Below are 17,811 nucleotides of genomic sequence, written 5' to 3' on the forward strand. Positions count from 1 at the left end.
CTAGAGGCCGAGCGCCCCGCGCGCCGTCGCCAGGGCCAGCTTCAGGTCTTCGGCGCGATAGGTCTGGGCGGCGCCCTGCCCCCAGACCGGGCCCGGCCACGCCGGATCGTCCGGCCGGCGGCCGACCACATGCACATGCAGCTGCGGCGTCACATTGCCCAGCTGGCCGACATTGAGCTTGGCCACGGGACGCGCCAGGGCCGCGCCGATCGCCCGGACGGCCACGCCGGCGCGGACGATCTCCTCCATCAGCACGTCGCGCTCGCCAGGGGCCAGGTCCTCCAGCTCGCGGGCGCCGACGGCCTTGGGGATCAGCACCAGCCACGGATAGCGCGCATCCCGCTGCAGCCTCACATGGCTGAGCGCCAGCTCGCCGAGGGCTTCAGAGGTGGCGGCGAAGGCGGGATCGAGCTCGGTCATGGCGCCTTGCGGCTCTGCGGCATTGCAGCATGGCCGTCAATTGGCTACGGACCCCGCGACCCCCGGCCCCAGCGCCGTTTCCGTACGCCTCATTCTGGAGAGTGACCCATGGCGAAGTCCCCCATCCGCGTGGCGGTGACCGGCGCGGCCGGCAACATCGGCTACGCCCTGCTCTTCCGGATCGCCTCGGGCGAGATGCTCGGCAAGGACCAGCCGGTCATCCTGCAGCTGCTCGAGATCCCCGCCGAAGGCCCGCAGAAGGCGCTCAAGGGCGTCGCCATGGAGCTGGAAGACTGCGCCTTCCCGCTGCTGCAGGACATGGTGCTGACCGACGATCCGAAGGTCGCCTTCAAGGACGCCAACTGGAACCTGCTGGTGGGCTCCAAGCCCCGCGGCCCCGGCATGGAACGCGCCGACCTCCTGAAGGACAACGGCAAGATCTTCATCGCCCAGGGCCGCGCGATCGACGAGGTGGCCGCCGACGACGCCCGCGTGGCGGTGGTCGGCAACCCCTGCAACACCAACTGCATGATCGCCGCCAGCCAGGCCAAGCGCCTGACGCCGGACCGTTTCACCGCCATGGTGCGCCTGGACGAGAACCGGGGCCGGGCCCAGCTGGCCAAGAAGGCCGGCGTGTCGATCAACGACGTCAGCGAGCTGTTCATCTACGGCAACCACAGCCCGACGATGTTCGCCGACTTCACCCACGCCAAGATCGGCGGCAAGGCGGCGGCCGATGTCATCAACGACCGAGCCTTCCTCGAAAACGAGTACCTGCCCACCGTCGGCAAGCGCGGCGCGGCGATCATCGAGGCCCGCGGCCAGAGCTCGGCGGCGTCGGCGGCCAACGCCCTGATCGATCACGTCCGCGACCTGTTCACCCCGGGCGCCGTCCACTCGGTGGCCGTGAATTCCGAAGGCCGCTACGGCTTCGCCGAAGGGGTCTGGGCGGGCATGCCGGTGCGCACCACCGCCCCGGGCGCCTACGAGGTGGTGACCTCGTACGAGATGGACGACTTCGCCAAGTCGAAGATCAAGATCACCAACGACGAGCTGGTCGGCGAGCGCGACACCGTGAAGGACATGCTCGGCTGAGCCGGACGGGCGGCCTTAGGCCGCCCTCTCCACAGCACAATAGCCTGAGACCCTCTCCGCCGGAGAGGGTCTTTCAGTATTGGCTCTCGGCCAGCTCGTTCAGCTCCTGGATCCGCTGTTCGTAGACGCTGGCGACGGCGCGCGGCGAGCGCCGGGCGGCCTGCTCCCGGATCGACAGCCAGTCGTCCTGTTCGGCCCGCAGTTCGCGGGCGGGGATGCCCGCGGCGACGGCCCGGTTGTAGGCCCTCGCCAGGCGGCGATCGGCGGCGGCGAGTTCGGGGTCGCTGCACACCAGGCGCTCCGACGGGGAGCGGGCGTAGCGGCAGTTGAAGCTGGGCGTGACCCGATCCGGCGGCGGCGCAACGTAGGGCGGCGGCTCCGGCGCGCGCGCCACCACGGGGGCCGCCGCCTCGGGCGCGGACCTCGGCACGACAGCCGGCGGCGGCGGCGCCTGGGCCACCTGCACCGGGGGCTGAGCACGCGGTGCGGTGGGCGCGGTCCGGGTTACGGTCGGCAGGCGTTGGGGCGGCGTCGGCGCAACCACCTGCGGCAGCCTCTCAGGCGGCGCCTCGGCGAGTTCCGGAGGCAGGACTTCCAGCGGCCCGTCGGCGACAGGGACGGGCGCCGGCGTGGGGCGGGCGACTTCCACCGGCATGGCGGGCGTCTGGGTCGCCTCGGCGGGGACGGGGCGCATGGGACCGCGATCGCGGTCGTCCTCGCCGAACTGCGGGCGCGCCCAGAGGCCGAACACCAGGCCGAGCGCCACGGCGCCCGCGACCCCGCCGATCAGCAGATTGCGGTTGCGGGTTCCATGCGACGGGGCGGAGGGTGGGGCATGCGGGTGAGGGGCGGCCGCCTGCTGGGCCGAATGACCGGCGAAGCCATTGTATGTGCTTCCCGCCCAGGATTCCCCGATCGGGTCCTTCGGCATGTCGATGTCGTCTCCAGCGCGTCCCCCGCGCCGCCCTAACCCATTCGCCGGCTTCGCCGTTGCAACAGCGAAGCTGGTTCGGGGCGCTAGAACTCGCGCCGTGCGTCGCGGGTCTGGTCGTCCAGCTCGGCGATCCGCGCCTCGTAGACGTCACGCACCGCCCAGGGCGCCTCGCGCGCCGCCTGCGCCCGCGCCGCGAGCCATCGCTGCTGCTGGCGGGCCAGCTGGGCGGCCGAGACGCCGGCCGCCTCCGCCTGCTGGTAGGCGCGGGTCAGTTGGCGGTCGGCGGCGCCGAGCCGCGGGTCGGCGCAGACCAGGGCCGCGCCGGGATCTTGCGAGGCGCAGCGGTTCGAGGCCTTGCGGACGGGGTTGTCCCTGGTCGGCTTCGGCAGCTTGGGGGCAGGCTTCGGCGTCGCCGCCACCGGCCTGACCGGCTTCCTGAGGGCCGCCTTCTCCACCCGGGTCTTCGCGGCTCGCGCCTTGGGCTTCTCCGCCTTCGGCTTGGGGACTTCGGCCAGCCGCACCTTGGAGGCCGTGGCGGCCTGCTGCACCTTTTTCGGCGCCACCTTCGCGAGCGCCCGCGAAATCCGGCTGGGCGCTTTCCGGGCCGTCTTGGTCGTGTCCGCCGTCTTCTTCGTCTTTTCGGGCTTCACCTCGGCCTTCGCCAGCTTGACCGGCTTCTCCGCCTTGGCCGCCTTTGTCCGGCGCGGCGGATCGGCCTTGGCAAGCGCCCGCTCGGGCGCGACCTTCGCCCGGCGGGCAGGGGCGACCTTGGCCGACCGCTCGCTTGGCTGAGCCCGCTCAGCGGTCGCAGGCTTCGGCTTCGCCGCTGCTTCGGAGCGCGCGACCCGGGTCGGCGGCCGGGCGGGCTTCGATTCCGCCCGCGCTGGCGAAGCGGCCGGAGCCGGAGCCGGAGCCGCAGCAGGCTCGACCTCCGCCGGCGCCACCGCCTGGACCCGCACCAGGCCGACCGGCGGGCGGGTGGGCGCAAGCGGCGCCCGCTCGGCCGACGGCGGGACCGCAGGGGCCAGGATCGTCGGCCCCTGGACGCGGCCGGTCACAGCGGGCAGCACCTCGATCGGCGCGCCGAGCGGGGCCGGCCCGTCCTCGACCACGATCTCCAGAGTGCGCGACGTCTTCGGGGCTTCGGCGACCTTCGCCGCGACAGGCGCAGTGGCGCGGCGCTCCGCCTCGTGGGGGCGCGCCCACAGCCCGGCTCCGACCCCGAGCGCACAGGCGCCCACGACGCCGGCGAGCAGCATCGGCTTACCCAGCCCGCCGCCGGAGGCGACGAGGGGCGGCGTGTTGTGCTCGTTGGACGTATCTCGCGTCATGGGGCCACCGTCTGAGGTCCACCCCTCGAAGGCCAGGGCGCCAGGCCGCGCAGCCGCGCCCACGGCTGTGCTACAAGCCCCTTCGCCCCGACCTCTCTCCCGCCGCTACAATGAGGCCAGATCCTTGAATCCACCATCGCCCCGGCTTGAGACAGATCGCCTCATTCTCCGGCCGCCGACCGCCGAGGACGTGGCGCCGTGGATGGACTTCCTGGCCGACGCCGAGGCCCAGCGCTTCCTCGGCTGCGCCCAACCCCCGCCGCTTGCCTGGCGGCAGATCTGCACCATGACGGGCGCGTGGACGGTGCGCGGCTTTTCCATGTTCTCGGTGATCGAGAAGGCTACGGGCCGCTGGGTGGGCCGGCTGGGACCATGGCAGCCCGAGGGTTGGCCCGGCACCGAAGTGGGCTGGGGATTGGTCCGCGACGCCTGGGGCAAGGGCTACGCCACCGAGGGCGCCGCTGCGGCGATCGACTGGGCGTTCGACGTCCTTGGCTGGGAGGAGGTCATCCACACCATTGAGCCCGCCAATGTGAACTCCACCGCCGTCGCCCGACGCCTGGGCTCGGAGATCCTGCGCCAGGCGGTGCTTCCCGCGCCCCTCAACCTTGCCGTGGACGTGTGGGGCCAGAGCCGCGCGCAGTGGTGGCGGACCCGGCGCAGCGCTTAGGTCGGGTCCTGCTCGGCCAGGGGCGCAACCCCTGCGGCGAGCGCCAGTCGAACGGCGGCCGAGACGCTGCGGACGCCGAGCTTGTCCATCATCTTGCCCCGGTAGATCTCCACGGTGCGCACGCTGAGGTCGAGTTCGTGGGCGATGACTTTCGACGCCATGCCGGCCAGCAGGCCCTGCAGGACCTCGCGTTCGCGGGTCGACAGAGAGCCCACCTTGGCGACAGCTTCGGCGCGCCGGGCGGCGTCTTCGTTGGCGGCTTCCAGGCGCTCGAAGGCGTCCCCCAGCACCGCGAGCAGGGCCTCGGGCTCGATCGGTTTCTGGAGGAACTCGAACGCGCCCTGCTTCATGCTTTCCACCGCAAGCCGCACCTCATTGGCGGCGGTCAGCACGACCACCGGCCATTCGAACCCGCGGCCCTTGAAGGCCTCCTGCACCTCTACGCCGCTGAGCCCGGGCATGTGCATGTCCAGCAGCACGCAGGCCGGTTCCGCGGGATCCAGGGCGGCCAGGAAGGCGGCGCCGTCGGTGTGGGGATGAACGACGTACCCCGCCCCTTCCAGCGTCAGGGCCACCGTGTCGCGCAGGATCTCGTCGTCGTCCACGACATGGACCCGCCGCCCGGCACTCGTGTTACGCATCACGCCAGCTCTCAACCCTCAGGCGAGCGATCTTGGACGCGGGCGGCGATGGGCGCCAGCCCCCGAGGGTCAAACGTCAGGCGCCGGTGACTTCATCCCAGAAGCGCTTGGCCTTGCCGAGGAAGCTGGCCTGCTTGGGATGCTGCTGTTCGGAGCAGCTGCCGGCGAACTCGCGCAGCAGCTCCTTCTGCCGGGCGGTCAGCCGGGTGGGGGTCTCCACGAACAGCTCGACCACCAGGTCGCCGCGCTCGCGAGACCGCAACGACGGCATGCCACGCCCCTTCACCCGGACCGTGCGGCCGGTCTGGGCGCCTTCGGGCACCTTGACGGTCAGCCTGCACTCGCCGTCGCAGGCTTCGCCGCCCAGCAGGCAAGGCGCCTCGATCTCACCGCCCAGGGCGGCGACCGCCATGGGCACCGGCACGGTGCAGAGCAGGTCCAGCCCGTCGCGCTCGAAGAGCTCGTGCGGGCGAACCGACAGGAAGATGTAGAGGTCGCCGCGGGGTCCGCCCCGCGCGCCGCCGTCGCCTTCGCCGGCGAGGCGGATCCGCGCCCCGTCGTCGACGCCGGCCGGAATGCGAACGGAGAGCGTGCGCTCGCGCCGCACCTGCCCCTGGCCGCGGCAGTCCGAGCAGGGGTCCAGGATCATGCGCCCTGAGCCGCCGCAGCGGGGGCACGCGCGTTCGATCGAGAAGAAGCCCTGCGTGGCGCGCACACGACCGGCGCCGCCGCAGCCGGTGCAGGTGGTCGGGCTGGTTCCGGGCTTCGCCCCGGAGCCTTCGCAGGTCTCGCAGGTCATGGCCGCGGGCACGGTGATCTCCACCTCGGCGCCGGCGTAGGCCTGCTCGAGGCTGATCTCCAGGTCGTAGCGAAGGTCCTGGCCGCGCGCCGGGCCGCGGCTCTGGGGTCCGCGGCCGCGGCCGCCGAACATGTCGCCGAAGACGTCGCCGAACACCTCGTTGAAGATGTCGTGAACGTCGTGGAACTGGGCGCCGCCCGGCCCGCCGCCCATGCCCCCGCCGTTCACACCGGCGTGGCCGAAGCGGTCGTAGGCCGCCCGCTTCTGCGGGTCCGACAGCACCGAATAGGCTTCGTTGAGTTCCTTGAACCGGGCCGCAGCCTCCTCGCACCCGCCGTTGCGGTCGGGGTGGTGCTCCATGGCGAGCTTGCGGAAGGCGGACTTCAGGGCCGCCGCGTCGCAGCCGCGCTCGACGCCCAGGATCTCGTAATAGTCCCGCATCAGAGGCTCAGGCGCTCAATTATCAAACTGTTAGGAGGGAGGTGGGATGACCCCCGCCCGACTGCAAGGCTCGACGCCGAGCGGGCGGGGGTCCCCTGTCGTGCAGCAGAAGCGGCGGCGACGTCCCCAATGACGAACCCTTCGCATCCGAGGCTCGGGGTCGCCATGGGGCGCGATGTCACGCCGACTTCTTCTGGTCGTCCACTTCCTCGAACTCGGCGTCCACGACGTCGTCGCCGGCCGCGTCCGAGGCTTGCTGCTGGCCGCCGCCGACATCGTCGCCGCCGTCCTGCTGGGCCTTGTACATGGCCTCGCCAAGCTTCATCGAAGCCTGGATCAGGGCCTGGGTCTTGGTCGCGATGGCTTCGGCGTCATCGCCTTCCATGGTCGACTTCAGCTCGTCGAGCGCCGTCTGGATGGCGGTCCGATCGGCTTCGCCCACCTTGTCGCCATGTTCCTTCAGCGCCTTCTCGGCGGCGTGCACCGCGGAGTCGGCCTGGTTCTTGGCGTCGACCAGGCCCTTGCGCTTCTCGTCGGCGGCGCGGTTGGCCTCCGCCTCCTTCACCATGGCGTCGATGTCGCTGTCCGAGAGGCCGCCGTTGGCCTGGATGCGGATCGACTGTTCCTTGGCCGTCGCCTTGTCCCGGGCCGAGACGTTGACGATGCCGTTGGCGTCGATGTCGAAGGTGACCTCGATCTGCGGCACGCCGCGCGGCGCCGGCGGGATGCCCACCAGGTCGAACTGGCCGAGCATCTTGTTGTCCGCCGCCATCGGGCGCTCGCCCTGGAAGACCCGGATGGTCACGGCCGACTGATTGTCATCGGCCGTGGAGAAGGTCTGGCTGCGCTTGGTCGGAATGGTCGTGTTGCGCTCGATCAGCGGGGTGAACACGCCGCCCAGGGTCTCGATGCCCAGGGTCAGCGGGGTCACGTCCAGCAGCAGCACGTCCTTGACGTCGCCCTGCAGCACGCCCGCCTGGACCGCGGCGCCCAGCGCCACGACCTCGTCGGGGTTCACGCCCTTGTGGGGCTCGCGGCCGAAGAACTCCTTCACCACCTCGACGACCTTGGGCATGCGGGTCATGCCGCCGACCAGGATCACCTCGTCGATGTCGGACTTCTTCAGGCCGGCGTCCTTCAGCGCGTTCTCGCAAGGCCCGATCGTGCGGTTGATCAGGTCTTCCACCAGGGCTTCGAGCTTGGCGCGCGACAGCTTGATGTTGAGGTGCAGCGGGCCCGAGGCGTTCATCGAGATGAAGGGAAGGTTCACCTCGTACTGGGCGACGCTCGACAGCTCCTTCTTGGCCTTCTCGGCTTCTTCCTTCAGCCGCTGGAGGGCGAGCTTGTCCTTCCGCAGGTCGACGCCCTGCTCCTTCTTGAACTCGTCCGCCAGGTAGTCGACGATCCGCAGGTCGAAGTCCTCGCCGCCCAGGAAGGTGTCGCCGTTGGTGGACTTCACCTCGAAGACGCCGTCGCCGATCTCCAGGATCGACACGTCGAAGGTGCCGCCGCCGAGGTCGTAGACGGCGATCTTCTTGCCGTCGTTCTTCTCAAGGCCGTAGGCGAGCGCCGCCGCGGTGGGCTCGTTGATGATGCGCAGGACTTCCAGGCCGGCGATCTTGCCCGCGTCCTTGGTGGCCTGGCGCTGGGCGTCGTTGAAGTAGGCCGGGACGGTGATGACCGCCTTTTCGACCTTCTCGCCGAGGTGCTGCTCGGCGGCTTCCTTCATCTTCTGCAGGATGAAGGCGGAGATCTGCTGGGGCGAATAGTCCTTGCCGTGGGCGCGCACCCAGGCGTCGCCGTTCGGGCCCCTGACGATGTCATAGGGCACCATCCCCTTGTCCTTCTCGACCATCGGGTCGGAGAACTGGCGGCCGATCAGGCGCTTGATGGCGAAGAAGGTGTTCGAGGGGTTCGTGACCGCCTGGCGCTTGGCCGGCTGGCCCACCAGACGCTCGGCGTCCTCCAGGAAGGCCACCACCGAGGGGGTGGTCCGCGCGCCTTCGGCGTTCTCGATCACTTTCGGCGTCTTGCCGTCCATGATGGCGACGCACGAGTTCGTGGTGCCGAGGTCGATGCCGATGATCTTGCTCATTGAGAGTCTTGCTCGCTCCTAGTTGGCGGACGCCGCGGGTTGGCCTTCGAAAGAAGCGCCTCGGTTGCGACGCCCCCGGTCGATCAATCTCCGCGAAGTTTCCCGGGAGGGAAGCCTCGCGTCGCCAGCCGATATGGGAAAAATCGCCAAGCCTGCAAGGGCGAATGTCCCCAATGACCTCAGGGACATGGCGTCACCCTCGCCGCAGCACGGACTTCACGTTTGCATATAGCTCGGCCGGATGGGGAGTCCGGCCGCCGCGGGCGGCCAGGAAGGCGTGCTGGACCACCATCGCCTGCTGCTCGATGTTCAGCCGCGCGAAGTCCGAGACGCCAGCCAGGTCGTAGGCGTAGCTCGCCTGGCTGTCGCCGGCCCGCAGCTTGGCGAGCAGCAGCGTGACGCCGTTCTGCGCCTGCCAGACGTGGGTGAGTTCATGCACGAAGACCGCCTGCTGCCCAAGCGAGGCGCGGCTGAAATCCTCCGGCAAGTGGCCCGCCGGCCAGACGATCAGGCGAGGCCCGGCCACGAAAGCTCGGTTCCAGAACGGAATGGTGGCGATCCGCACCCGCTCCGGATCGATGCCCGCGCCGAACATCTCGCGCGCCAGCTCCCGCTCTCCGGGGGTGAGGGGGCGAACACTGAGACCGAAGCGCGCCATGCGCCTTCAACGCTCAGGGGGCGCGGAAGGACGCCGCGGCCGCCGTGTCTCAGAACGGCGGGTCCTCGGCGGGGGGCGGAGGCTGCGGCGGCGGACTGGCCAGCAGGTCCCCGACCCGGTCCGGCGCCGGGACCTGGGCTCCGGCGTCGGCCTTGGGCGCCGGGTTCTGCTCGGCGGCGAGCTTCGCCGCGGCGGCGGCCGCCTCCTTGGCCTTCTTCTCGGCCTCAAGCTTAGCCAGCTCCTCAGGCGTCGGCTCCGGCGGCGGCGGCGGGCCCTCGATCCGCTCCTGGCTGAGCGGCGTCGCCTCGACGGCCTGCACCACCGCCGCGCCGCCCTCGGCGCGCTCTCCCGGCAGCCGGCCGCGCGCCGGCGCCGTCGCGACGCCAAGGCTGAAGGAGCCGAGCGCGATCACGCCGATGACCGCGGCGACGACCTTCAGCACGGGGCGGGGCATGGTCCAGTTCATGGCGCGGGACCCTAATGCGGCGCGCGCGACGGCGGAAGCGCCATCGCGCCGCAAGGCCTGCAGGGTAAACGCCCGTTAACCCCGTCGGCCCCAAAGATGGCCCTCGATCAACCTGAGGCAGAGGGACGGCATGGCGCGGGCGGCGCGTAAGACGGGCATGGAGCTCTTCTGGCACATCGCCGGGCTGGCCTGGTCGCACCCTTCGACCGCGCGCCTGCGCGGCGGGTTCACGGCGGCGGCGGGCGTCGCCGCGGCGGTGGCCTTCGCCACCTACAACGCCGCCGATCCCAGCCTGAACGCCGCCACGGCGGCGGAGCCGAAGAACGCCCTGGGCGGCGTCGGGGCGGTTGTGGCGGACCTGGGCGTGCAGTCCCTGGGCCTCGCCTGCGCCCTGGCCGCGCTGCTTATGGTCGTGTTGGGTCTTTCGCGGGTCACCGCCGCCGAGCCGGATCAGACGCGGGGCCACATCCGCCTGCGCGCCGCCGTCGGCGCCGCCGGCGTGCTGGCGTTGGCCGCCGCCCTGGCCCTGCCGGCCCCGCCGGCGGCCTGGCCGCTGGCCAAGGGGCTGGGCGGCTTCTGGGGAGACGGGCTGCTGCACGCCCTCGCGGGTCTGATGGCCTGGGCGCACATCCCGCTGGCCCAGCCGGTCGCAGGCCTCCTGTTCGCGGCCGGCGCCCTCGTCGCCCTGGGGTACGGCGTCGGCCTCACCCGCCGCGACCTCCGGGGCGCGGGCGAATGGCTGCAGGCGGCGCTGCAGCCGCAGCCGAAGATCGCCTTGAAGGTGGCGAAGCCGGAAAAGGCGCCCAAGGCTGAAAAGGCGCCGAAGCCTCCGAAGCGAAGCAAACTGCGTGAGACGGGCATTCCGGCGAGCGCCCTGGACACGGCGGCGTCGACGCCGGCCATGGACGCCGATGACCAGGATTTCGAAACCGACGACGACGACGCCATGCCGGCCCCGGCGCGGCAGCTGAAGGTGCGCGCGCCCAAGCCGGCGCTGAAAGAAAGCGTGCGCGAGCAGCGCGAGGCGCAGGCCACCTTCGACTTCGCCCAGACGGGCGGGTTCCGCCTGCCCGAGCTGTCGATGCTGGCGAAGCCCAAGCCGCGCGCGGCCCAGTTCGACGAGGGCGCCCTGCGCCAGAACGCCCAGCTGCTGGAGAACGTGCTGGCCGAGTTCGGCGTGCGCGGCTCGGTGGACCAGATCCGCCCGGGCCCGGTGGTCACCCTCTATGAGCTGGTGCCGGCCGCCGGGGTGAAATCGGCGCGCGTGGTGGCCCTGGCCGATGACATCGCCCGGTCCATGAGCGTCGCGGCCTGTCGCGTCTCCGTGGTGCCGGGGCGCAACGCCATCGGCATCGAGCTGCCGAACTCCAAGCGCGAGACCGTCTACCTGCGCGACCTGCTGGCGGCGCCGGAGTACGAGCGCGGCGGCCAGACCCTGCCGATGGCGCTCGGCGAGACGATCGGCGGCGAGCCCTACATCGCCGACCTGGCCAAGATGCCCCACCTGCTGATCGCCGGCACCACCGGTTCGGGCAAGTCGGTGGGCGTGAACGCCATGATCCTGTCGATCCTCTACAAGCTGCCGCCCGAGCAGTGCCGGATGATCATGATCGACCCGAAGATGCTGGAGCTCAGCGTCTACGACGGCATCCCGCACCTGCTCGCGCCGGTGGTGACCGAGCCCAAGAAGGCCATCGTCGCCCTGAAGTGGGCGGTCCGGGAGATGGAGGACCGCTACCGCCGTATGTCGAAGATCGGCGTCCGCAACGTCGCCTCGTACAACGAGCGCGCCAAGGAGGCCCTGGCCAAGGGCGAGCACTTCGAGCGCACGGTCCAGACCGGCTTCGACGAGGCCGGGCGGCCGATGTACGAGAGCGAGAAGATCCTGCCCGAGCCCATGCCCTACCTGGTCGTGATCATCGACGAGGTGGCCGACCTGATGATGGTCGCGGGCAAGGACATCGAAGGCGCCGTCCAGCGTCTGGCGCAGATGGCCCGGGCCGCCGGCATCCACGTGATCATGGCCACCCAGCGGCCGTCGGTGGACGTCATCACCGGCACGATCAAGGCGAACTTCCCGACCCGGATCAGCTTCCAGGTCACCTCGAAGATCGACAGCCGCACCATCCTGGGCGAGCAGGGCGCCGAGCAGCTGCTGGGCCAGGGCGACCAGCTCTACATGGCCGGCGGCGGCCGCATCACGCGCCTGCACGGCCCGTTCGTTTCCGACGGCGAGGTGGAGGCGGTGGCCAAGTTCCTGCGCGAACAGGGCCAGCCGCAGTACCTGGAAGAGGTCACCGCCGGCGGCGACGAGGAGGGGGACGAGGGGCCGAACCTGGGCTTCGGCGGCGACACCGGCGACGCCAACGACCTCTACGACCGTGCCGTGGCCATCGTCACCCGCGACGGCAAGGCCTCGACCAGCTACGTCCAGCGCCGCCTGCAGATCGGCTACAACCGCGCCGCCTCGCTCATCGAGCGGATGGAGCAGGAGGGGGTGGTGGGTCCCGCCAACCACGCCGGCAAGCGCGAGATCCTGGTGGCCCCGCCGCCCTGACGCCTCAGCCGCGCCGTCGCCCGCCCGGCTTGTGGCCCTTGGTCATGGGGTCGGGCTTCTTGGGCGGCGGCTTGGCGCCTTCAGTGGCGTAGCGTTCCTGGCTGGAGCCGAGGCCCATGCGGCCCGGCTGCTGCACCTGAATGCCGCTGTCGCCTCGCTTCATGCGGTCGATGGCGTCGCGCAGCAGGATGGCGGTCTCGAAGTCCTCCTCCGCGACAGCCTTCCTCAACCGGGCCTCGAGATCCTCGATCATGGGGCTGGAACGCGCCGCAAAGCTTGGGCGTTGCCGCCCGACATGTTCGCGCCCTAATGGCGCCCCCCGTCCGGGTTAGTCTGAACCCATGTCGGAGCCCAAGATGAGCCTCACCCGCCGCACCCTCGCGCTCGCCCTGGCCGTCGCGCCGCTGGCGACCACGCAGGCCGCCGCCCAGGCGCTGGCCCCCGCCGACAAGGCGCTGGTGGACCGCGCTGTCGCCTACCTCGAGGGCCTGACCGAGGCCAAGGCGCGTTTCGTGCAGACCGACGCCCGCGGCGCACGGTCCAGCGGGACGGTCTTCATCAAGCGACCCGGCAAGGCGCGGTTCGCCTACGATCCCCCGTCGGGCCTGCTGGTGGTCTCGGACGGCGGCAACGTCGCCGTGCAGGACAGCCGCCTCAAGACCTTCGACCGGTACCCGCTGCAATCCACGCCCCTTTCGCTGTTCCTGGCCCGCAACATTCGGCTGGATCGCGGCGTGACCGTCACCCGCGTCTCGCGCATGCAGGGCGGCTTCGCGATCACGGCGCGCGACGGGAGCCGCAAGACCGCCGGCCAGATCACCCTGACCTTCACCGACGCCCCGCTGGCGCTCGCCGGCTGGACCGTGGTGGACGCCCAGGGCCGCTCCACGCGGGTGCAGCTGCAGGGCCTGCAGCGCGCCTCCGGCCTCGGCGGCGACCTGTTCGTGCTGAAGAACCCCTACCGGGCCCGGGCGTAACCGCCGCGACACAGGCAAGGTTTATCCTTTGATGGGTTGAAGTTTTCCGGAGGCGTGGCCATAATGACACTACGTCGGAAGCGCGAGGCTCGCGCGTCCGGGTCCGTGCCGGAACCTATCCCCTCCCGGCGGCGGCATGAGAGACCACTGCAACGCCCGGCGCTCTTCCAGAGCCCGGGCGTTTCTTTGCCGCGTTGGCCCGGGGCGTCCGACCGGTCTATGGAGCGGCCATGCGCCTTCGGATCTGCACCTGGAACGTCAACTCCGTGCGCCTGCGCCACGAGCAGGTCGCCCGCTTCGTCCGCGAGCATGATCCGGACGTGCTGTGCCTGCAGGAGATCAAGTGCCGCGAGGGCGAGTTTCCGCGCGCGGCCTTCGTGGAGATGGGCCTGCCGCACCTGAGGATCGCCGGCCAGAAGGGTTGGCACGGGGTGGCGATCGCATCCCGCATCCCGCTCGACGCCGCAGCCCCGCTCGATGTCTGCCGCGAGGGGCATGCGCGCTGCGTCGGCGCCAGTGTCGCCGGGATCGAGATCCACAACTTCTACATCCCGGCGGGCGGGGACGTGCCGGACCGGGAGCAGAACCCGAAGTTCGACCACAAGCTGGACTTCTACGAGAAGCTCACCGCCGAACTGGCCAAGCGCGACCCCAAGGCGCCCCTCGCCATCGTCGGCGACCTGAACGTGGCGCCCGGCGAGTTCGACGTCTGGAACCACAAGTACATGTCGAAGATCGTCAGCCACACCCCGGTGGAGGTGGAGGCCTTCGGCAAGCTGAAGGCGTCGCTGAACTTCATCGACCTGCCGCGCGAGACGACGCCGGAGCCCGAGAAGATGGCCTCGTGGTGGAGCTATCGGGCGCAGGACTTCCGCGCCTCGAACCGCGGCCTGAGGCTGGACCACATCCTGGTCAGCCCCGGGCTGCGCGACGCCGCCTTCCGCCTCGGCTCGTGCGCCAGCCGCGTGCATGACGACGTCCGCGCCTGGGAACGGCCCAGCGACCACGCGCCGGTCACCGCGGACCTGGTGCTGTAGAAACCCTCCCCGGCGGCGACGGCTTCTAGGGCGCCAGCTTGTAGCCGCCCGCCTCGGTGAGCAGCAGCTTCGCGTTCGCGGGATCGGGCTCGATCTTCTGGCGCAGGCGGTAGACGTGGGTCTCCAGCGTGTGGGTGGTGACGCCCGCGTTGTAGCCCCACACCTCGGCCAGCAGCTCCTCGCGCGACACCGGCTTCTCGCCGGCGCGGTAGAGGTACTTGAGGATGTTGGTCTCCTTCTCGGTCAGCCGGATCTTCTTCTGGCTATCGTCGATCAGGAGCTTGGCGGCCGGGCGGAACTCGTAGGCCCCCAGCCGGAACACCGCGCCCTCGGAATGTTCGGCGCTGCGCAGTTGGGCGCGGATGCGGGCCAGGAGGACGGCGAACTTGTACGGCTTGGTGACATAGTCGTTGGCCCCGGCGTCGAGCCCCATGACGGTGTCCTCGTCGGCGGCCGCGGCGGTGAGCATGATCACCGGGGCGGCGACGCCCTTCTGACGCATCTGCCGGCAGGCCTCGCGGCCGTCCATGTCGGGCAGGTCCACGTCGAGGAGGACCAGGTCGGGCCGCCGTTCGACCGCCAGGGCGACGCCCTGGCCGGCGGTGTCGGCTTCCACGGTGGTGAAGTCTTCGGCCTGGAGCTGTTCGGCGACCGCGCCGCGCAGGTCCGCGTCATCGTCGACGATGAGGAGGGTCTTGCGTTGAGGCATGGTCAAGACCATGCACCGTAAAGAGGGCCAGGGGCAAAAACATTTCCGGAGCCGACGTGATCTTCACCGCCACGCCTGACGGGTTCCTCGATCTCGGCGACGGCCGCCGGGTGCGCTGCGCCCTAGGCCGGTCGGGCGTCACGCCGGCCGCCGACAAGCGGGAGGGCGACGGATATTCCCCCGCGGGCGTGTGGCCGATCCGCAAGGTGCTCTACCGGCCGGACAAGGGGCCTCCGCCCCAGACCGAACTGCCCATGGCCGCCATTGCGAAGGCGGACGGCTGGTGCGACGCGCCGGGAGACCCGGCCTACAACCGCCCCGTCACCCTGCCCTACCCGGCCAGCGCCGAACGCATGTGGCGCGACGAAGACGACGTCTACGACGTGGTTGTGGTGCTGGGTCACAACGACGATCCGGTGGAGGACGCCATGGGCTCGTGCATCTTCCTGCACCTGCGCAAGCCCGGCTACCTGCCCACCGAGGGCTGCGTCGCCGTGGCGCCTGAGGACATGGCTGCGTTCCTGGCAGCGGCGAAGCCGGGGGACGCGGTGGAGATCCGGTTGTAGCGGTCGCCTAGGCGGTCGGCGGCCTCACCCCGAACACCGCCGAGCCGACGCGGACCGACGTGGCGCCGAAGCGGATCGCCGTCTCGAAGTCGTCGCTCATGCCCATGGAGAGCTTCTGAAGGCCGTTGCGCTCGGCGATCTTGCGCAGCAGGGCGAAGTGCGGGCCGGGCGGCTCGTCCACCGGCGGGATGCACATCAGGCCCTCCGGCTGCAGGCCGAAGGCTCCGCGGCAGCTCGCGATGAAGGCGTCGGCCTCCGCGGGAATCACGCCGGCCTTCTGCGGCTCCTCGCCGGTGTTGACCTGGACGTAGAGCCGGGGCGCGCGGCCCTGCCGCTGGATTTCCTCGGCGAGCACGCGCGCGAGCTTCTCGCGGTCCAGGGTCTCGATCACGTCGAAGAAGCCCACCGCCTCCTTCGCCTTGTTGGTCTGCAAGGGACCGATCAGATGCAGTCGCAGGCCGTCGGCCCGGTTCTCCCAGCGGGCCATGGCCTCCTGCACCCGGTTCTCGCCGAACACCCGTTGGCCGGCCTCGAGCACAGGCTCAACCGCCTCCCAGGGCTGTTGCTTCGAGACGGCCACCAGGGTCACGTCCGCCGGATCGCGCCCGCAGGCTTGCGCGGCGGCGGCGATCCGGGCCACCACGTCCCGGTAGGCCTGGGCGGGATCTGGCGGAGGGGCGGTCATTACGGTTGGGTTCTGGACCTTGCGGCGGACGGCTGGCCTCTTAAGCCGGCGCGCGGCCGCGCGGAAGGCCCTGCCCCCGCTGCTGTTCTTCACCGACCCGGTGCGGACGCCGGACCCCGAGGCGGTCGCCCGCACCTTGCCAGCCGGTTCGGCCATCGTGTTCCGGGCGTTCGGCGCGCCGGACGCCGAGGCGCGCGGCCGCCGGCTGCTGGCGGTCGCCAAGACAAGACGCCTGAAGCTGTTGGTCGGCGCCGACCCGGCCCTGGCGGCGCGGATCGGCGCGGATGGGGTCCACCTGCCGGAGCGGCTGGTCCATCGGGCGCGGGCGCTCAGGACGGCGCATCCGGGGTGGCTGGTCACCGCCGCCGCCCATTCGCTCTCGGCGGCGCGCCGCGCTCATGCCTGCGGCGCTCACGCTGCGGTGGTCTCCGTCGCCTTTTCCAGCAACAGCGCCTCGGCCGGGCGTCCGCTCGGGCCGATCAGGATGGCCCAGCTCGCCCGCGCGGCCGGCGGGCGCATCTACGCGCTAGGCGGGATCAACAACAAAACGGCCCGTCGTCTGAAGGACGCGGGCCTGGTCGGTTTGGCGGCGGTGGAAGGGCTGGCGGAGCCCTAGAACTTGAAGTTGGTCTCCAGCCGCACGCGCGGCTGGCCCTTGGCGGCTTCCGGCTTCTTCGGGCCGGGCGCCAGCTGCTCCTCGCCGAGCGCGACGGCGCCGCCGACGCGGATCGACGGCGTGATGCGGTAGTAGGCGCCCGCCTCGACGTCGTTGAGGGTCGACGGGCGAACCGCCGGTTGCTCGAGGTTCAGCGTCAAGCCCCAGCGGCCCTTGCGGGCGTCCCACTTCATGGTTTGGGAGGCGTTGGGCTGGATCGGCGAGGCGGCTTCCTGACGGACGGTGAAGTCCATCTTCTTGTCGGCGGCATGGGCCGCGCCCGCGCCCGCGCCGAACAGCGCGGCCGTGGCGATCACCCCCATGATCCGACGAGCCGTCATACCCAACATATAGCCCCTGAGCCCCGCGTCCGCACCCGCTTGCACGGACGCCGACGTGTCAGAGCCGATTAAAGAACCGCTTCCGCCTGGGTCAATCGCAAGACTGTGACAGAAGGTCCCGCGCCGTGCGAATCGTCGGCGCCCTGTGTCTGCAGAGCCACGCGATTTCGGTTTGGCGGCGGCAGGCCGGTTGTTATAGAGGGCGCGGCGCGGGGCGGCGCCGTAGCGCTGCGACAGCGCTCGGATATCATTTGGAGCGGATGCATATGCCGTTTGTGCGCGGTTCTTGGGTGCGTGGCGTTTCGGCGGGCGTGCTGGCGCTGAGCCTGGTCGGGCTGACCGCTTGCGGCACCCCCCGGATCTTCGGCCGCGGCCAGGAGGCCCAAGCCGCCGCCGCCCAGACGGGCATCGGCGTGAACGGCTATCTGTGGCGCGCCACGCTGGACACCCTGTCCTTCATGCCGCTGGCCTCGGCCGACCCTTACGGCGGCGTGGTGATCACCGACTGGTACACCAATCCCGAGAAGCCGGACGAGCGCTTCAAGGCCACCGTCTACATCCTGGACGCGCGCCTGCGGGCCGACGGCCTGAACGTGGCGGTCTTCAAGCAGAACCGCGACGCCGGTGGGAACTGGGTCGACTCCGCCCCGGCCACCCAGACCGAGACGGACATCGAGAACGCCATCCTGACGCGGGCCCGCCAGCTTCGACTTTCGAACATCCGCGGCTAACCC

General features: G+C 70.9%; 20 protein-coding genes. 8 read left to right on the forward strand and 12 right to left on the reverse strand.

Annotation, left to right across the window (positions count from 1 at the left end; all coding sequences use genetic code 11):
* Nucleotides 1-420, reverse strand: coding sequence for an HIT family protein (locus VIL67_RS03640; protein WP_332047481.1), 420 nt, complete (start codon nucleotides 418-420; stop codon nucleotides 1-3).
* 108 nt (nucleotides 421-528) lie between these two features.
* Here VIL67_RS03640 and VIL67_RS03645 point away from each other — a divergent pair, with 108 nt between their 5' ends.
* Nucleotides 529-1,515, forward strand: coding sequence for a malate dehydrogenase (locus VIL67_RS03645; protein WP_332047482.1), 987 nt, complete (start codon nucleotides 529-531; stop codon nucleotides 1,513-1,515).
* 73 nt (nucleotides 1,516-1,588) lie between these two features.
* On the opposite strand, the gene VIL67_RS03650 is transcribed toward VIL67_RS03645, so the two are convergent.
* Nucleotides 1,589-2,446, reverse strand: coding sequence for a lysozyme inhibitor LprI family protein (locus tag VIL67_RS03650; protein ID WP_332047483.1), 858 nt, complete (start codon nucleotides 2,444-2,446; stop codon nucleotides 1,589-1,591).
* 86 nt (nucleotides 2,447-2,532) lie between these two features.
* On the reverse strand, nucleotides 2,533-3,780 hold the full coding sequence (locus VIL67_RS03655) for a hypothetical protein (RefSeq protein WP_332047484.1): 1,248 nt from the start codon (nucleotides 3,778-3,780) through the stop codon (nucleotides 2,533-2,535).
* 67 nt (nucleotides 3,781-3,847) lie between these two features.
* On the opposite strand from VIL67_RS03655, the gene VIL67_RS03660 reads away from it, so the two are divergent.
* Nucleotides 3,848-4,450: a GNAT family N-acetyltransferase gene (locus tag VIL67_RS03660; RefSeq protein WP_414696178.1), complete on the forward strand. Its 603-nt coding sequence runs from the start codon at nucleotides 3,848-3,850 to the stop codon at nucleotides 4,448-4,450.
* Here VIL67_RS03660 and VIL67_RS03665 read toward each other — a convergent pair.
* The 5 genes from VIL67_RS03665 to VIL67_RS03685 form a co-directional block, all read right to left on the reverse strand.
* Entirely contained in the window at nucleotides 4,447-5,091 is a 645-nt protein-coding gene (locus tag VIL67_RS03665) for a response regulator transcription factor (RefSeq protein ID WP_332047486.1), read from the reverse strand. The genes VIL67_RS03660 and VIL67_RS03665 overlap by 4 nt on opposite strands.
* A 76-nt stretch (nucleotides 5,092-5,167) precedes the next feature.
* On the reverse strand, nucleotides 5,168-6,331 hold the full coding sequence (gene dnaJ / locus VIL67_RS03670) for a molecular chaperone DnaJ (RefSeq protein ID WP_332047487.1): 1,164 nt from the start codon (nucleotides 6,329-6,331) through the stop codon (nucleotides 5,168-5,170).
* 178 nt (nucleotides 6,332-6,509) lie between these two features.
* The gene (gene dnaK / locus VIL67_RS03675) at nucleotides 6,510-8,426 is read right to left on the reverse strand and encodes a molecular chaperone DnaK (RefSeq protein ID WP_332047488.1); all 1,917 of its coding nucleotides are present in this window, start codon (nucleotides 8,424-8,426) and stop codon (nucleotides 6,510-6,512) included.
* Nucleotides 8,427-8,619: 193 nt separating this feature from the next.
* The gene (locus tag VIL67_RS03680) at nucleotides 8,620-9,084 is read right to left on the reverse strand and encodes a hypothetical protein (RefSeq protein WP_332047489.1); all 465 of its coding nucleotides are present in this window, start codon (nucleotides 9,082-9,084) and stop codon (nucleotides 8,620-8,622) included.
* Nucleotides 9,085-9,133: 49 nt separating this feature from the next.
* Complete coding sequence (locus tag VIL67_RS03685; RefSeq protein ID WP_332047490.1) at nucleotides 9,134-9,550, reverse strand: hypothetical protein; 417 nt, start codon at nucleotides 9,548-9,550, stop codon at nucleotides 9,134-9,136.
* A gap of 130 nt (nucleotides 9,551-9,680) precedes the next feature.
* Here VIL67_RS03685 and VIL67_RS03690 point away from each other — a divergent pair, with 130 nt between their 5' ends.
* Nucleotides 9,681-12,107 carry a DNA translocase FtsK gene (locus VIL67_RS03690; RefSeq protein WP_332047491.1) on the forward strand — a complete coding sequence of 809 codons (2,427 nt, stop codon included), beginning with the start codon at nucleotides 9,681-9,683 and terminating at the stop codon, nucleotides 12,105-12,107.
* A gap of 4 nt (nucleotides 12,108-12,111) precedes the next feature.
* On the opposite strand, the gene VIL67_RS03695 is transcribed toward VIL67_RS03690, so the two are convergent.
* The gene (locus VIL67_RS03695; protein WP_332047492.1) at nucleotides 12,112-12,360 is read right to left on the reverse strand and encodes a UvrB/UvrC motif-containing protein; all 249 of its coding nucleotides are present in this window, start codon (nucleotides 12,358-12,360) and stop codon (nucleotides 12,112-12,114) included.
* A gap of 103 nt (nucleotides 12,361-12,463) precedes the next feature.
* On the opposite strand from VIL67_RS03695, the gene VIL67_RS03700 reads away from it, so the two are divergent.
* The gene (locus tag VIL67_RS03700; protein ID WP_332047493.1) at nucleotides 12,464-13,084 is read left to right on the forward strand and encodes a LolA family protein; all 621 of its coding nucleotides are present in this window, start codon (nucleotides 12,464-12,466) and stop codon (nucleotides 13,082-13,084) included.
* Between the two features lie 230 nt (nucleotides 13,085-13,314).
* Complete coding sequence (gene xth, locus VIL67_RS03705) at nucleotides 13,315-14,121, forward strand: exodeoxyribonuclease III (protein WP_332047494.1); 807 nt, start codon at nucleotides 13,315-13,317, stop codon at nucleotides 14,119-14,121.
* A 25-nt stretch (nucleotides 14,122-14,146) separates the two neighbouring features.
* On the opposite strand, the gene VIL67_RS03710 is transcribed toward xth, so the two are convergent.
* On the reverse strand, nucleotides 14,147-14,830 hold the full coding sequence (locus tag VIL67_RS03710) for a response regulator transcription factor (RefSeq protein ID WP_332047495.1): 684 nt from the start codon (nucleotides 14,828-14,830) through the stop codon (nucleotides 14,147-14,149).
* A 56-nt stretch (nucleotides 14,831-14,886) separates the two neighbouring features.
* On the opposite strand from VIL67_RS03710, the gene VIL67_RS03715 reads away from it, so the two are divergent.
* Nucleotides 14,887-15,396 (forward strand): L,D-transpeptidase family protein, encoded by a 510-nt coding sequence (locus tag VIL67_RS03715; protein WP_332047496.1) that lies wholly within the window; start codon nucleotides 14,887-14,889, stop codon nucleotides 15,394-15,396.
* A gap of 7 nt (nucleotides 15,397-15,403) precedes the next feature.
* On the opposite strand, the gene VIL67_RS03720 is transcribed toward VIL67_RS03715, so the two are convergent.
* On the reverse strand, nucleotides 15,404-16,081 hold the full coding sequence (locus tag VIL67_RS03720; RefSeq protein ID WP_332047497.1) for a YggS family pyridoxal phosphate-dependent enzyme: 678 nt from the start codon (nucleotides 16,079-16,081) through the stop codon (nucleotides 15,404-15,406).
* A gap of 19 nt (nucleotides 16,082-16,100) precedes the next feature.
* Here VIL67_RS03720 and VIL67_RS03725 point away from each other — a divergent pair, with 19 nt between their 5' ends.
* Nucleotides 16,101-16,697 carry a thiamine phosphate synthase gene (locus VIL67_RS03725; protein ID WP_332047498.1) on the forward strand — a complete coding sequence of 199 codons (597 nt, stop codon included), beginning with the start codon at nucleotides 16,101-16,103 and terminating at the stop codon, nucleotides 16,695-16,697.
* On the opposite strand, the gene VIL67_RS03730 is transcribed toward VIL67_RS03725, so the two are convergent.
* Complete coding sequence (locus VIL67_RS03730) at nucleotides 16,694-17,077, reverse strand: NtrZ family periplasmic regulatory protein (protein WP_332047499.1); 384 nt, start codon at nucleotides 17,075-17,077, stop codon at nucleotides 16,694-16,696. The two genes, VIL67_RS03725 and VIL67_RS03730, sit on opposite strands and share 4 nt — an antisense overlap.
* A gap of 266 nt (nucleotides 17,078-17,343) precedes the next feature.
* On the opposite strand from VIL67_RS03730, the gene VIL67_RS03735 reads away from it, so the two are divergent.
* Nucleotides 17,344-17,808: a DUF3576 domain-containing protein gene (locus tag VIL67_RS03735; RefSeq protein WP_332047500.1), complete on the forward strand. Its 465-nt coding sequence runs from the start codon at nucleotides 17,344-17,346 to the stop codon at nucleotides 17,806-17,808.
* Nucleotides 17,809-17,811: the final 3 nt, after the last annotated feature.

This window comes from Phenylobacterium sp., from assembly GCF_036563385.1.
GTDB lineage: Bacteria > Pseudomonadota > Alphaproteobacteria > Caulobacterales > Caulobacteraceae > Phenylobacterium.